Source organism: Alcaligenes sp. HNGD-HTN06, from assembly GCF_049932565.1.
GTDB classification, from domain to species: Bacteria; Pseudomonadota; Gammaproteobacteria; order Burkholderiales; family Burkholderiaceae_B; genus Alcaligenes; species Alcaligenes ammonioxydans.
The window spans coordinates 2,446,603-2,460,706 of sequence record NZ_CP187782.1 but is presented as its reverse complement, the minus strand read 5'-3'; the positions used below and the strand labels follow the sequence as shown (position 1 = coordinate 2,460,706).

Sequence of the window (14,104 nt, the reverse complement as noted above, 5' to 3'; positions counted from 1 at the left end):
AAAGCAGCCCGAAATCCGTGTCACGGTTGCGTTTCGGGCTGCGTCCCGCTCAAGGCGGGCACACTGTTTCAGCCTTTATGCTGCCGCTTGCGAAAGGACAGAATCCATAAGCCCACGGCCAGCTCCAGAGCCGCGATAATCCACAAGCCACTTTGGAAGCTGCCGCTGGAGTCTTTGAGGGCGCCCAACATAAAGGGCGCGCCAAAGCCGGCCAGATTGGCGACAGAGTTAATGAAGGCCACCCCGATAGCTGCCGCCGAGCCCGCCAGGACCGCGTTGGGCAATTGCCAGTAAACAGGAATGCATCCCATGGTGCCGGACACGGCAATAATCAGGCTGATAAAGGCCAGGGCAGTGTTATTGCCCAGGAACAGTCCTACCCCCGCCAGACCGATTGCTCCGATGATGACAGGGACGCCGGTGTGCAGACGGGCTTCGCGATGACGGTCGGCACTAAAGCCCAGCGCCAGTTGAAAGACCGCTCCAAAGACATAGACCAGTCCGACCAGCAGGCCAACCTGCAAAGGATCGCTGGGGCCCAGTGAGCGAACCAGGGTGGGCGCGAAAAAGGCCAAGGTGGAGTTGGCAGCCACAATGCCAAAAAACATCAGGGTCAAGGTCCACAGGTCGGGGTTGCCCAAGGCTTTTTTGAAGCTGTGTTCGCGTGGTCCTGCGGCCTTGGCGTCCAGAGCCAGTTCTTGCTTGATCAGATCTTTTTCCCGTTGACTGAGCCAACTGGCTTTTTCGGGGCTGTCGACGATGAACATCACGGCCAGAATGCCAGCAAAAATTGTGGGCAGCCCTTCAAGCAGGAACAACCATTGCCAGCCAGACCAGTCGTTGACCCCGTCCAGGCGGGTCATGATCAGGCCCGCCAGGGGCGCGCCTACGACCGAGGCCACCGCCGAGGCCGAGATGAAGACCGCGAAGGCTTTGGCTCGCCGATGAGCCGGGAACCAGAACGTCAGGAACAGCAGCACGCCAGGCTGAAAGCCGGCCTCGAACGCACCCAGCAAAAAGCGCATCACATAAAAGTAGGCAGCTGTTTTGGTAAACATCATCAGCACACAGATCAGCCCCCAGCCAAAGGCGATACGGGCCAAGGTCTTGCGCGCACCAATGCGCAGCAGCAACCAGTTGCTGGGTACTTCAAAAAAGAAATATCCCAGAAAGAAGATCCCCGCGCCTATGCCGTACACCGTTTCGGAGAACCCGAGTTCGGGCTGCATTTGCAGTTTGGCAAAACCAATATTGAGCCTGTCTATCCAGGCCAGCATCCACAGCAGAAAAATAAAGGGCAAGATCCGCCACATGACCTTCTTGTAGATCTGGTCCAGTTCTTGTTTATCAGCGGACAAGGCGCGCGCGCCGTCCACGAGGGTGCTGCTCGTCATTGAAGTCTCCTGAGGTGGGTACCGCGTGTTAAGGCTAAGTGGGGGGCAGGCGCTGGGCCATCAGCTCGCAGGCAGCAACGATGGGGTTGATGACGGGGACGGCCAGCTTGTTTTGCAGCGCCTGTGCGCTTTGTGCCAGGGGCCCGCCGCCGATGATGACGGCCCGCGCGCCGTCTAGCTCAATACATGCCGCGACGCTGTCGGCCAATTCCTGATACTGACGCTGCGGCGCCTGGGCCAGATCCAGCGGAGCGGTGGGGGTCAGGCGCAGGCCCGAGAATTGTTCGATCCAGCCATAGCGTCTGACCTGATTCAGAATCGATTGCTCCAGCTGTGGCGTGGTGGTGGCGATGCCAAAAGGGGAGCCTACCTGCACGGCTTGCTGCATGGCAGCCTGTCCTATACCGATCACCGGTATGCTCACGCTCTGGCTCAGGGGCTGCAGGCCAGGGTCACCAAAAGCGCCGATGATGACACCGTCCGCGTTCCTGACCTGAGCCAGTACCAGCGGGTGTTCCGCCATGGCGGCAGCCTGCTCCAACTCCTCCTGGGTGGTTAGCATGCCTGGGCCTTGGGGAGCGCTTAGCCCCCGGACCTGGATATCGCTTCGCTGCAGGCTTTGGAAGCACGCCTGGGCGAGCGCCACCATCATGTCCGTCGTGGGGCGGGAGGTGTTGGGATTGATGAGCAGTACGGTATGAGACATAAATACGAGGGCCGCAGCAACACGGCTTATCCAATTGAAATCAGGTATCGAGGGGGCGACCAAAGGTTTCGGGTGCCAATTGCAGAACCGCGGCAAAGGTGATGTACATCCCCGCCATCAGGGAGAACATGCCGGCTACGCCATGAGCTTCCAGTACCCAGCCGCTCAGCGTCGGGATGAAAGCGCCCGCCAGGGTACCCAGGGCCAGAATGAATGCGGTTCCAAAGGCTCGCACACGGGTGGGATAAAGCTCGGGGGCGAAAATCCAGATGGTGGTGTTCAGCAGCAGGACGCAAAACTGGAAAGCTGCGCCAAACAGCAGCACCAGATAAATATTGGTACTTAGAAATCCGAAGGCCAGGCCACTGGCGCAGGCCAGCAAGGCTCCCGTGGTAAAGACACGTTTGCGGGGCAGACGCGACCCCAGCCAGGAGGCGGTCAAGGCACCCAGCAGACTGCCTGATTGCATCAGGATCGTAAAGGTGTAGCTTTTCACCAGCGAGTAGCCTTGTTCGACCAGCAAGGTGGGCATCAGCGTCAGAACCGTCAGTTGTGCCCCGTAGGTCATGCACACGGCGATGCCGGTGACCAGTGTACGCATGGCCAGAGGGCCTTGGAAAATCTCGCCCAAGCGCACACGTTCGACTTTTTGCCCTTGCGGACCGCTGTGCAGATAAGGGTAGGGCTGGGCAACAGGGCGGCCCAGCTTGCCCGAAGCCAGAATGTTCAAAACCTGATTGGCCTCTTCGATCCGGCCTTGCGACACCAGAAAACGCGGCGTTTCAGGTATGTAGCGACGATAGAACAGCACCATAAAAGCGGGCATGACCAGCAGGCCAAATACTCAGCGCCAGCTTTCAGGGCCGGGGAACAGGGTGAAGACCAGCAGGCCGAAAGCGGGGGCGAGCATATTGCCCAGGCCGCCGCCTGCCACGTTGATGGTGCCCACGGCGGTTCCGCGAAAGCGCGAGGAGCAGAACTCGGCCAGCATGGTGACGGCAATCGAGATTTCGCCGCCTAGACCAAAGCCCACAATGACCCGGCCCAGCCCTAACACCCAGTAGCTGGGGGCCAGGGCGCAGATCAGGGCTCCCAGCGTAAACAGCGCCAGATTGATGGTCAGCATGACGCGTCGACCATAGTGGTCGGCGATATAGCCCGAGAGCAAGCGCCCTAGGGCAGCAGCGGCGAAGGTCAGGGTGTTCAGAAAGCCGACGTCACGCGGTGTCAGCCCCCAGTGTTCCTGCAGCAGCGGGCCGACCAGGCCCACGGCATTTTGCTCCAGCACATCAAAGAGCACGCCCAGCAAAATCAGGGCCAGCACTTTGCGGTGCGAATGGGTGACGCCTATGGTTTCCAGCGAGTTTTCCAGTTGCTGCTGAACCGTAGGGTGATCGCTGGCCGTAGAACTGGCCGGTGCCGGCCCGGTGTCGGCTGGCAAGGTTTGCTGCTTGCTAGACATGGTTTCTCCTCGTTTCAGGACGCGTATGGCCCAACATCATTTTTTCACTCATTATGAAAATGAAAAAATATTTTCAAAACTAGGGTAAACGAGAAAGTTTTTGCAAATCTTGCGTAAGTCTAGGGCGGGATGTTGATATAAAAGGATTTTTAATAAAAAAAGGATCATCGCAATTTGCGTATGATCCTTATACGATTCCTGCCATGACATCGCCGGGGGCGGCCACACCTGCCTGGGTGGGCGTGCTGGATAAGTGCCTGTGAGGCGAGGGCGGTAAGCTACAGCTCCAGAAAGCTGTCGTGGAAAGCCTCTACCAGGCCTAAATGACGACGTCCGGCAGGACCGGCTTGATCCATGACCTGGCTCAGGATCAAATGGCAAAGGCCGATCACGGCCACATGGTTATCCAGCACACCGGGCGATTGGACGTCACAGCGCAGGGTCCAGCGACAGGCGCTTTTCTCTGCGCTGAGCTGGTCAGTGATGTGCAGCACATTCGGGTTCAGCTGCGCCATCTGTTCAATAAGCTGGTCCATATTGCGCACCCGACGGCGCAGGGCAAAAATGACCACCACGTCGTCGGCATGTATGCCTGCCAGATGTTCGCCCATGGTCTCACCCGGGCCAGGAATCAGTTGAGCCTCGGGGACGATTTGGAGCAATTGCCAGCGAAAGTAGCTGGCCAGGGCCTGGCTGGAGCGAAATCCCAGCACCCATACCTTGCGCGCATCCAGAATGGACTGAGCCACCTCCTTGAGCAGCGATTCGGGCAGGCGTCGGTATGTGGAGGCCAGATTGTTCTGACTTTGCTGCAAATGCGTCGTCAGTGATCGTTCGGCTTCCGTTTCGGTGGCTGCCAGCAGCAGAGGAGAACCCGCTTTTTTTTCAGATCGGACTTGTTTGCGGGCCGCTTCATAATTGCGATAACCCAGTCGCCGGATGAAGCGGGTGACAGTCGCATTGGATACATGGGCCAGGGACGCCAGTTCGGAGGCCGTGTAGCCCGCCAGATCCCCCGGAAAGTCCAGGGCAAATTCCGCCAGGCGTCGTTCAGATGGGGAGAGATCGTGAAGAATGTCACGTATGCGTCCGACAAAGGACTTCACGGCGGTATCAGACATAAGGTTCCGTACTCAGCGTTGGTGTGTTCTGGATTTTACGGGCAAGCGTGTCAAACGGTGGCAAAAACTGATATGCGCCGTCGGGCAGCAGGCTACAGATCTCCGCGTTCGGCCATGGAGACGGTCTGACTGGGGGTGACAATAATATGGTCCAGCAAGCGGATATCCACCAAGGCCAAGGCCTGACGAATATGGCGGGTCAGACGGATATCGGAGGCGCTGGGGTGCGCAGCGCCCGAGGGATGGTTGTGGGCCAGAATCAAGGCGCAGCTGTGATGGCGCAGGGCTGAGCGCACAATTTCCCGAGGGTAGACCGATGCTTGATTTATCGTCCCCCGGGCGATCTCTTCCGCACAGATCAAGCGAAGCTGGTTGTCCAGGAACAGGGCCAGACAGTGTTCCACTGGCAAATGACCCAGATGGGCCAGACAGTATTCGCGCACTTTGTCGGCATGGTTCAGCACTGGCAGGCCGTTTAGGGATTCCAGGGCGCAGCGGCGTTGCAGCTCGCGGATGACCAATAGTTCCGTGCATTTGGCTGGGCCGATTCCATCCAGTTGGCGCAGGGCTGAAGCATCGGCCGATAATAATCCTTTGAGTCCGTTAAAATGGTCCAGCAACATCTGGCCCAGCTCGACAGCGTTGCGCTCGCGTGTCCCGGTGCGCAGCACAATACCCAGCAGTTCAGCGGTCGTCAGACAGGTGGGGCCGTGCGCCAACATGCGCTCACGGGGCCCTTGGCGGCGTAAAGTGGATGTGGCCATAAGAAACGCTAAAATGCGGTAATTGAATGATTTTCTATAGTGAGCGATCGTGAGTAACTCTGCTAGTTCCGAGCTTGGAATTGTCCGTCAGGATTCCTACCTGACTTTGCACTATCGTATAGAGCTGGCCAGCGGCCCGGCAGCAGGCTCTGTGTTTGCGGATACTTTTACGGGCCGTCCGGCGACCTTGCAGATGGGCAACGGTCAGTGGGCCCCCGGTATGGAAGAGAAGTTGCTGGGGCACCGTGAAGATGAGCGTTTTCAGCTCGACATCGCCCCTGAGGAGGCGTACGGCGCCCGTAATCCTGACCTTTTGCAGCGTATCACCCGCGAAATGCTGGCCAGCAACGCCGCTGAAGGCGTGGAGTTCGTGCCCGGTGATATGGTCGAGTTTGCTGCCCCTAATGGCAGCCGCTACTCGGGCGTGCTCAAGGAAATTGACGACAAGACTGCCTTGTTCGATTTCAACCATCCCTTGGCCGGTGTGGCCTTGCGTCTGGATGTTCATATTTTGGGGATTCTGTAATGAGTCAAGTTGCTCCTGTTCAGAACGCTGAGGTTGTTCTGGCCCAACCCCGCGGATTCTGTGCGGGGGTTGACCGTGCGATTGATATTGTCGAGCGTGCTTTGGAGTTGCACGGCGCGCCTATCTACGTGCGCCACGAAATTGTTCACAACCGGTATGTGGTGGAAGATCTGCGCAGCAAGGGGGCCATCTTCATTAAAGAGCTGGACGAGGCCCCGGCCGGTGCGATCGTCATCTTTTCAGCGCATGGCGTGTCGCGTCAGGTGCGTGACGAGGCCGAGCGGCGTGGCCTGAAAGTGTTCGATGCCACCTGCCCGCTGGTGACCAAGGTGCATATTGAAGTGTCCCGTATGCGGGCCGAAGGTCGCGAGATCATCATGATTGGTCATGTGGGCCATCCCGAGGTCGAAGGCACATTGGGTCAAGCCGACGGAGGGATGTACTTGGTCGAGACGCCGGAAGATGTAGCCAAGCTGAATGTGGCCGACCCCGACAAACTGGCCTTTGTGACGCAAACCACCTTGTCGGTGGATGATGCGGCGGTCGTGGCCCAAGCCTTGCGCGAACGTTTCCCCACCATTGTCGAGCCCAAGAAAAGCGATATCTGTTACGCCACCCAGAACCGCCAGGATGCGGTCAAGATCATGGCGCCGCAGTGTGATCTGGTTCTGGTGGTCGGCAGTACCAATAGCTCGAACTCCAATCGTTTGCGTGAGGTAGCCGAGCGCAAGGGCGCGGAAGCTTATCTGCTGGATAAGCCGGAGATGATTGATCCGGCCTGGCTGGTGGGTAAAAAGCGCGTGGGCGTGACAGCGGGCGCATCGGCACCGGAAGTTCTGGTCAATCAGGTGATTCAGCGCTTGCAGGAATTGGGCGTAGGCAAAGTGCGGGCCCTGGATGGGGTGGAAGAAAATATTGCCTTCCCGCTGCCCCGAGAGCTGTCGCGCAAGATTGAAAGCCTGAACAAATAAAAAAACGAATTTTGCAGGGTGGACAGGAGACAAGATGATTCTATATAGCTACTTTCGCAGTTCCGCCGCGTACCGGGTGCGGATCGGTCTGAATCTCAAAGGTCTGGATTACCAGATCAGGCCGGTTCATCTGCTCAAAGATGGGGGACAGCAGCATCAGCCCGATTATGTGCAGGTCAACCCTGTTCAACTGTTGCCCGCCCTGGATGATGACGGTCTGATCATTACGCAATCTCTGGCCATTCTGGAGTATCTGGACGAGCGTTATCCCGAGCTGCCTTTGTTGCCCAAGGCCTCGGCAGATCGGGCCTGGGCGCGATCCATGGCTCAGACGGTAGCCTGCGATATTCACCCCCTGAACAATCTGCGCGTATTGCAGTACCTGAAAAATGATTTACATGTTCAGGAGGATGCGCGCAACCAGTGGTATCGCCACTGGGTCAGCGTTGGCCTGGAAGGGCTGGAGGCCCTGGTGCTGCGGCATGGCAAAAAGGGTCAGGCCTTCATTTTTGGTGATCTCCCCAGCATCGCCGAGATTTGTCTGATTCCGCAAATGTTTAATGCCCGTCGCTTTGACATCGATCTGACCGCCTTCCCCCGCTTGTTGGCCATAGAAGAGAAATGCCTGGAACTGTCTGCCTTTCAGGAAGCAGCTCCCGACCGTCAACCCGATGCTGCTTGAACGCGCGGTGTGACGGTGATCCGGTCGGGGGCCGACCGGACGTTACCCGCCTGTCAGGCGGGTTTTTCTTGACTTCTTGCTGGGAGCTTCCTGGCAGGAGGGCGTAAAGGACGAAACATGATGATTGGTTTTTGTGGGCTGGGCCGGATGGGCCAGCCTATGGTGAGGCGTCTGTTACAGGCGGGTTATCAGGTTCGGGTTTGGAATCGTTCCCGGGACAAGGTGCTCCCCTTGGTAGAGGCTGGTGCCATTTGTTGCGATACGCCGGCACAGATGGCCGAGCAATGTGAGGCCGTGTTTCTGTGCGTTTTTGATGCGCAGGCGGTATACGATACCGTTCTGGGTGAACAGGGGCTGGCCAGCGTCCAGGGCGCGTTGCGCATCGTAGTGGACCATTCCTCGATTTCACCGCAGGCAAGCCGTGACATGGCAGCCCAGTTGCAGCAACGTTGTGGCGCGCACTGGCTGGACGCCCCCGTGTCAGGCGGTGTCGGTGGCGCCGAACAAGGTACGCTGGCCATTATGGTCGGAGGACAGGCAGCGGCATTGGAGCGGGTTCGTCCTGTGCTGGCCGCTTATTCACAGCGCGTGACCCTGATGGGCGCGGTGGGCGCTGGTCAGGTAACAAAATTATGCAATCAGACCATTGTGGCCACAACTTTGACGGCGATTGCCGAGGCGTTGAGCCTGGCCAATGACAATGGCGTGGACGCTTCCCGAATCAGCGAGGCGCTGGGGGGCGGCTGGGCCGATTCGGTTTTGCTGCAATTGTTCGTGCCCCGCATGACCCGTCCGGACACGCAGGTCAAGGCATCGGTGGACACCATGCTGAAGGATTTGAACACGGTGGCGCAGTTGGCCAGTGTCAGTCATACGAGCATGCCGGTGGCCCATGCTGCCCAACAAACGTACCGTAACGCCCACCGGATGGGACTGGGTAAGGAAGATGTCGCTCGCATTACGCAGGTGAATAGTTACAATTACGGGGAATAAACTACCATCAGTCAAACTTAGTTTCGGTATTATGTCGGCTATTTGAAGTTGGGACTGTAGGTCTACAAAAGGGAAGTCATGAAGAAAAGTACAGGGCTGGTCACACTGGTTGTCGTGCTAGCGGCCGCATATGGCGGTTCGACTTGGTACACCGGCAAGAAAACAGAAGCGCTCGTGGGCGAGAAAGTGGCCCAGTTCAACACCCTGGCTGCCGAGCAAATGCAGCAAATGGGAATGAACGAGACGGTCGTCATGAATGTAGTCGACTACCAGCGTGGCGTGTTTTCCTCTACCGCTCGTTACACCCTCACACTCACGCCAGCCGATGCACAAGAGCAACCCTTGGAGTTGACTTTCGACGACAAGATCAGCCACGGTCCGCTGCCCATGTCCGCCTTGGCAATGGGCAACTTCACCCCTGTTGCGGCCTTGTCGCACAGCACCCTGGTCAAGACCAAAGATACGGAAGGCTGGTTCAAGCTGACGGGCGACAAGACTCCCTTGTGGGCCGACAGTCTGGTGGGCTTTGACGGCGCGGTGGACTCCAATGTTCACTTTGAAGCCATCAAGCATCAAGGCGATGAGATCAAGGTCGAGTTCAGCGGCGGCCAGTTGCGTACCAAAGCCGGTGGCAAGAGCAAGGATATTGTTGTGACCGGCAGCTTCCCCAAGCTGTTTGTCGATGACATCAGCGAAGAGCCCTTGAAGCTGGAAGCCTCCAACTTCATCATGGACTTCAAGCAGACCGGTGACATCAATGTCAATGGTAACCAGGTCGGCAAGCTGAGCGTAGATGACGTCAAGATGCAGTCGGCCGAGACCGAGGGTATTACCTTCAAGCAGATCGCTGTCAATTCGGATGCCGTCACCAAAGACTCCATCAGCGATACCAAGGTGAGCTACCTGTTGACCGACCTGGTGTTTGAGGACAAGGTCAAGCTGGGCTCAGTTGAGCTGGTCATGGGTTTTGATCGCGTGTATGCGCCGGCTATCTCCGCCATCTCCAAACTGATTTCTGACACCAAGGTGCAAGACGATCTGGAGGCGGTTGACGGGCCTACCGCCCAGAAGGTGATGGAGCTGGCGCTGCAAGCGCTGGAGCACAAGCCTGTGCTGCGTATCGAACCCCTGCGTTGGTACACAGAGGCTGGTGAATCCAAGGCCAATCTGCGCATGGAGTTCCAAAAGCCCAATGCGACGCAACAAGAATTGCTGGAAAGCCCCGAGCTGTGGGTTGAGGCAATTCCTGCTGCCCAGCTGGATGTCCTGATCTCCAAGCCTATGCTGCGTGGTCTGGCCGCTGAGATGGACAAGGCAGAGGGCCTGTCCGCCGAGGAGGGCAATGCCGCCATGCTGGATATGGTTCTGGATGCCGCCGTGGCTCCTTATGCCGAGTCCAAGATGCTCAACAATGATGAGAACAGCATTTCGACCACGATCAAGTACAACGGTCAGGATCGTGTGTTCGACATCAACGGTCAGCGCTTTACGTCCGAGCAGTTGTTGGGCCTGGTCCTGATGGGCATGATGTAATTGGTCTGGACCTGGTCCAGTGCAAAGCCCACCGGAGTCCGGTGGGCTTTTTAGTGTGGGGCTGCAAACCGTGGATGTGGCCTTTTTTGTTTCTTGTGTTTAAAACGGAGCGGATTTAATGGCCAGCTTAGCGGATCAGTTGTCCAGATTGGTCTACAGCACGGACCAGGGGCGCGTATGCCCGGACTGTGAACAGCCGAAAAACCAGTGCTGTTGCGAGGAGAAGCGCCGTCAGGAAAAGCTGGCCCAGGAGCAGGGGCCAGTGCGTTTGAGTCTGGAGACCAAAGGGCGCAAAGGAAAAGGCGTGACCGTGGTCACAGGACTGGTGATGCCTGAGGAGCAGCTCAAGGCCTTGGTCAAGGAGCTGAAAAACGCCTGCGGGGCAGGCGGGACACTGAAAGAGGCAGGTCTGGAAATTCAGGGAGACCATCGAGCCCTTGTGCAGGCGCGCCTGGAAGAAAAGGGCTTGACGGTCAAACGGGTAGGCAGACCCTGAGAGCCAATTAGAAGCTGTAACCCAGGCCTACTCCGCCAAAGACGCTGCTTTTTTTCTCCACCAAGGGGCTGTCTTTGGCCTCTTCCCCCAAGGTGTTTACGCCCACCAGTCCTTGCAGGGACCAGCTTTCGCTGAGCTTGTGGGTGTACTGGCCGTACAGCGCATAGGAGCGCAGGCCAGCATCGGGGCGGTAGCGTTGCAACTGACCATTGCTGGCGGCGGCCTCATGCGATTTCACCCCGAAGTAGGTACGCATGGCTTTTTCATTGGACCATTTCAGTTCGGCACCCATCGAGAAACTGCTGTCCTGGTCATTCCACAGGCGGTAGCTCAAGTCCAGAACGGCTGTGGCACCGTAGCCGCTTTTCAGCGCCTGATAGTAACTGCCCTCGATTTTGGCATTGCCCAGACGGTAGGCCGTAAACACCCCTAGGTTGCCGTGACGGTCAATATCGTCCGTGCCGTGCAGGCGGTCAGCATCACCCGATTTACGGGCACGGGCCAAAGATGCATAGGTGCCGATGGTCCAGTTGTCGGTCAGATTGGTTTGCAGGCCCAGGGCAGGCATGCCAGCTTTGGGGGCCAGAAAGAAGTGCCCATTGCGGTGTGACAGCAAGGGATAGAAGCGGCCGCCGTAGCTGTCAGCCCCTTCATACTTGGGTGCAAAACCGACACCCACGCCCACCGTGGTTTGCTGCGCCAGTGCCTGACTGGTTCCTACGGTACACAGAATGGCTAAAAGGCAGGGACGCAGTGCAGAACGAATGAGAGTGGGCATGGCAGATTTCCTTGTGATACGGGTAAAAACAGGCCCGCTTGTGGCGGGCCTCGTTATCGTATCAAGGTTTGGGGCAGCGGCGACAAAATCATGACCGGTCTGTATGGTCTGTTGTTCTGACCCTACATGCCCTCAGGCGCGAATATAAATCCAGTTTTCAGCCTGTAATTGCACCAGCGTCGTGATGGCTCCCTGCGCCAGAACCTGAAAGCGTTCAGGTGCGCGGAGCGACTGATTGCGCAGCGTATTCGGGCACAGGAAGGTCACGGTGTCCAGATCGTGTTCCATGCCCTGGACACAAGCCTGAACGGCCTGTGCGTTGGCAATGATGCGAATCTGGGCCTCGGGCATGTCCTTGAGCAGGTTACGCGCATTGCTGCGGGCCCGCTCCAGGGCGTCGGGGGTGGGGGCATGCAAGAGTACACGGCTTGTCATGAGTCGGTTTTCCTGGTGAATTAGCGAGGGCCGAAAACCCGTTCGCTGATGTCGGGTGAGGCTCCGGTCTGCATTTGGATACGGCCCTGCTCATCTTGCCAGATCATGGCGGGCGTGGCGCGCAGATCCCATCCCATCATCAAATCTTCGTTGCGGGTCAGGTCGGCCTCAATGTCGCTGGGCACGCTGTCCAGGCCTTTGATACCGGCGCTGCGGTCTTTCAGCATGGCCAGGGAATGCTCGTTCAAGGCCTGGGTGGGATTGTCGGCGGCGAGAATGGCAGCCGACTTCAGACTGCTGCTGGGAGCCAGAATACCCACCATCACATGGCGCAACTGCACTTTTCCGGACTCGACCCAGGGGCGGGCCATTTGCCAGAACTGCATGCAGTAAGGGCAGTTGGGATCGGTGAAGACATAGACTATGCGAGGTGCTGTGTCTTCGCCATCCTTGATCCAGCGGGATTTTTCCAGCTTGCCCAGCATGTCCTTGGCAATGACCGGCTGCACCAGCTTGTCCAGACCCGCCGGGCGTACTTCCTCGCCCTTGGCATCGATCATGGTGCCCACCATCATGTGTTGTCCATCGGGCAGCTTGTAAATGGCCAGCGCCTGATTACCACTGTAGGCCCCCCAGGCTTTCAGCCCGCCCGGGGCGTCAAATTCACCCACAACAGACAGCCCCTGTTCTTCCAGGGCTTTCAAGGCAGCCGGAAGCTCAGCCGCGTAAGCGGCGGTGCCGGCGTACAGTAGGCTGGCCAGAGCCAGACGAATCGAAAAAGAGGAAAGCGGCATGGTGTTAATCCTGCAAAACAGTCGGTGAATGTATATATCCAGAAAACATATACTAAGAGCCAAATGGAATAAAAGAATGGGACTAGGTCGCGCAGGGATAGTTCCCCATTCGTGTTCCGAGCGGGCTGTATTTCCGCTGTGGTCTGGACTTAAGTACGCAGCTTCAGGTTGGCCAGCTCCAGCAGGCGGTAGGTTTCATGGACGGGCAGTCCCATGACACCGGTATAGCTGCCACTCAGGTGGCTGACAAACGCTCCGCCCAGACCCTGAATACCATAGGCACCCGCCTTGCCCATCGGTTCCCCGCCCGCGCAATATTCCTGGATTTCCTGCTCACTCAAGGTTTTGAAACTGACTTCACTGATGCTGATGCTTTCAAATTCCACTCCACCTACGCCCAGTGACAAGGCCGTCGTCACTTTGTGGCGGCGGCCCGAGAGTTCGCGCAGGATACGCGCCGCATCGCTCGGATCGGCGGGTTTGCCAAAAATGTCCTCGCCCATGCTCACGGTGGTGTCGGCGCTCAAAATGGCGCGCTCCTGATCCAGCTGGCTGTTTTGCGCGCGCCACTGCAGGGCCCGCTGTAGCTTGTCACGAGCCGTGCGACGTACGTACTCCAGTACGGTTTCTTGTGCCAGACGGGGTTCGTCCTCGCCGGGAGGGCTGGGAACAGCCAGAACCTCATGCGTGATCTGTATGCTGTTGAGCAGGTCGTGGCGGCGAGGACTGGCTGAAGCCAGGTAGATGGGCTGAAAAGGCATAGGAACCAGAAGTAAAAATAGGTTTAGGCGCGATGATAAGGGTGCCCGGTCATCACGGACCAGGCGCGATACAGTTGTTCGGCCAGAAAGATGCGGACCAGCGGATGGGGGAGCGTTAGCGAGGACAGACGCAACATGCCATGGCAGCTCTGCTTTAAGGTCGAATCCAGGCCATCCGGGCCGCCCACCAGAATCGCAATGTCCTGACCACTATTGCGCCAACGCTCCAGCTCCTGGGCCAGTTTGACGGTGGTCAGATCCTTGCCGCGTTCGTCCAGGGCAATGCGCATCGCCTGGGCGGGAATGGCCGCTTCAATACGTTTTGCCTCGGCCTGCATCATCTGGGCAGGCGTTTTGCCGCTGGTACGGGGTTCGGCCTTGATTTCACGGAGTTCTATGGCGCAGTCCTGGGGCATGCGGCGTGCATATTCCTGCCAGCCCTGTTCCACCCAGTCGGGCATACGCTGACCTACCGCGATGACAATGAGTTTCATGAAACGTCGTCAGAAGAAACAAAAAAGAAATGAAGGAAAAAAGGGCCCCCACGCTACGCCTTCGGCTTGCTTCTCCCGACGGGGCGCTTGTTACCTTGGGGCGGCCCGGCGGTAAAAAGCCCTCACGCTGCGCCTTCGGTTTGCGCTCCACCTCGCGGCCAGCAAGCCGCTTGGATTCGCCAGGGGACATTTTT

General features: G+C 57.9%; 15 protein-coding genes and 1 pseudogene. 6 read left to right on the top strand and 10 right to left on the bottom strand.

Annotated features, from left to right (window positions below):
• Window positions 1-68: 68 nt before the first annotated feature.
• From ACOZ42_RS11195 to radC, 5 genes and pseudogenes are all read right to left on the bottom strand, one after another.
• Entirely contained in the window at window positions 69-1,394 is a 1,326-nt protein-coding gene (locus ACOZ42_RS11195; RefSeq protein WP_003802800.1) for an MFS transporter, read from the bottom strand.
• A 34-nt stretch (window positions 1,395-1,428) separates the two neighbouring features.
• Window positions 1,429-2,100: an aspartate/glutamate racemase family protein gene (locus ACOZ42_RS11190; protein WP_003802802.1), complete on the bottom strand. Its 672-nt coding sequence runs from the start codon at window positions 2,098-2,100 to the stop codon at window positions 1,429-1,431.
• 40 nt (window positions 2,101-2,140) lie between these two features.
• Window positions 2,141-3,562 (bottom strand): annotated as a pseudogene (locus ACOZ42_RS11185) (MFS transporter).
• 278 nt (window positions 3,563-3,840) lie between these two features.
• A complete protein-coding gene (locus tag ACOZ42_RS11180) occupies window positions 3,841-4,683 on the bottom strand; it encodes a MurR/RpiR family transcriptional regulator (protein ID WP_003802806.1) in 843 nt (280 codons plus the stop codon).
• A gap of 92 nt (window positions 4,684-4,775) precedes the next feature.
• Window positions 4,776-5,447 (bottom strand): RadC family protein, encoded by a 672-nt coding sequence (gene radC, locus ACOZ42_RS11175; protein WP_003802807.1) that lies wholly within the window; start codon window positions 5,445-5,447, stop codon window positions 4,776-4,778.
• Window positions 5,448-5,496: 49 nt separating this feature from the next.
• On the opposite strand from radC, the gene ACOZ42_RS11170 reads away from it, so the two are divergent.
• The 6 genes from ACOZ42_RS11170 (at window position 5,497) to ACOZ42_RS11145 (ending at window position 10,648) form a co-directional block, all read left to right on the top strand.
• On the top strand, window positions 5,497-5,973 hold the full coding sequence (locus ACOZ42_RS11170) for an FKBP-type peptidyl-prolyl cis-trans isomerase (protein ID WP_230406177.1): 477 nt from the start codon (window positions 5,497-5,499) through the stop codon (window positions 5,971-5,973).
• The gene (ispH, locus tag ACOZ42_RS11165) at window positions 5,973-6,944 is read left to right on the top strand and encodes a 4-hydroxy-3-methylbut-2-enyl diphosphate reductase (protein WP_003802811.1); all 972 of its coding nucleotides are present in this window, start codon (window positions 5,973-5,975) and stop codon (window positions 6,942-6,944) included. Before ACOZ42_RS11170 ends, ispH begins: the two co-directional genes overlap by 1 nt.
• A gap of 34 nt (window positions 6,945-6,978) precedes the next feature.
• The gene (gene maiA / locus ACOZ42_RS11160) at window positions 6,979-7,626 is read left to right on the top strand and encodes a maleylacetoacetate isomerase (protein WP_003802813.1); all 648 of its coding nucleotides are present in this window, start codon (window positions 6,979-6,981) and stop codon (window positions 7,624-7,626) included.
• Window positions 7,627-7,743: 117 nt separating this feature from the next.
• On the top strand, window positions 7,744-8,619 hold the full coding sequence (locus tag ACOZ42_RS11155) for an NAD(P)-dependent oxidoreductase (RefSeq protein ID WP_059317977.1): 876 nt from the start codon (window positions 7,744-7,746) through the stop codon (window positions 8,617-8,619).
• 78 nt (window positions 8,620-8,697) lie between these two features.
• The gene (locus ACOZ42_RS11150) at window positions 8,698-10,152 is read left to right on the top strand and encodes a YdgA family protein (RefSeq protein WP_003802816.1); all 1,455 of its coding nucleotides are present in this window, start codon (window positions 8,698-8,700) and stop codon (window positions 10,150-10,152) included.
• A 118-nt stretch (window positions 10,153-10,270) separates the two neighbouring features.
• The gene (locus tag ACOZ42_RS11145; RefSeq protein WP_059317975.1) at window positions 10,271-10,648 is read left to right on the top strand and encodes a translation initiation factor; all 378 of its coding nucleotides are present in this window, start codon (window positions 10,271-10,273) and stop codon (window positions 10,646-10,648) included.
• A gap of 7 nt (window positions 10,649-10,655) precedes the next feature.
• Here ACOZ42_RS11145 and ACOZ42_RS11140 read toward each other — a convergent pair whose 3' ends face one another.
• The 5 genes from ACOZ42_RS11140 to rlmH all read right to left on the bottom strand — a co-directional run bounded on the left by ACOZ42_RS11140 (window position 10,656) and on the right by rlmH (window position 13,910).
• Entirely contained in the window at window positions 10,656-11,426 is a 771-nt protein-coding gene (locus tag ACOZ42_RS11140; protein WP_059317974.1) for a MipA/OmpV family protein, read from the bottom strand.
• A gap of 132 nt (window positions 11,427-11,558) precedes the next feature.
• Window positions 11,559-11,861: a hypothetical protein gene (locus tag ACOZ42_RS11135; RefSeq protein WP_003802825.1), complete on the bottom strand. Its 303-nt coding sequence runs from the start codon at window positions 11,859-11,861 to the stop codon at window positions 11,559-11,561.
• 20 nt (window positions 11,862-11,881) lie between these two features.
• On the bottom strand, window positions 11,882-12,655 hold the full coding sequence (gene dsbG, locus ACOZ42_RS11130; protein WP_003802829.1) for a thiol:disulfide interchange protein DsbG: 774 nt from the start codon (window positions 12,653-12,655) through the stop codon (window positions 11,882-11,884).
• A 149-nt stretch (window positions 12,656-12,804) separates the two neighbouring features.
• Window positions 12,805-13,416 (bottom strand): Maf family protein, encoded by a 612-nt coding sequence (locus tag ACOZ42_RS11125; protein WP_003802832.1) that lies wholly within the window; start codon window positions 13,414-13,416, stop codon window positions 12,805-12,807.
• A 23-nt stretch (window positions 13,417-13,439) separates the two neighbouring features.
• The gene (gene rlmH, locus ACOZ42_RS11120) at window positions 13,440-13,910 is read right to left on the bottom strand and encodes a 23S rRNA (pseudouridine(1915)-N(3))-methyltransferase RlmH (protein ID WP_003802834.1); all 471 of its coding nucleotides are present in this window, start codon (window positions 13,908-13,910) and stop codon (window positions 13,440-13,442) included.
• Window positions 13,911-14,104 lie beyond the last annotated feature (194 nt).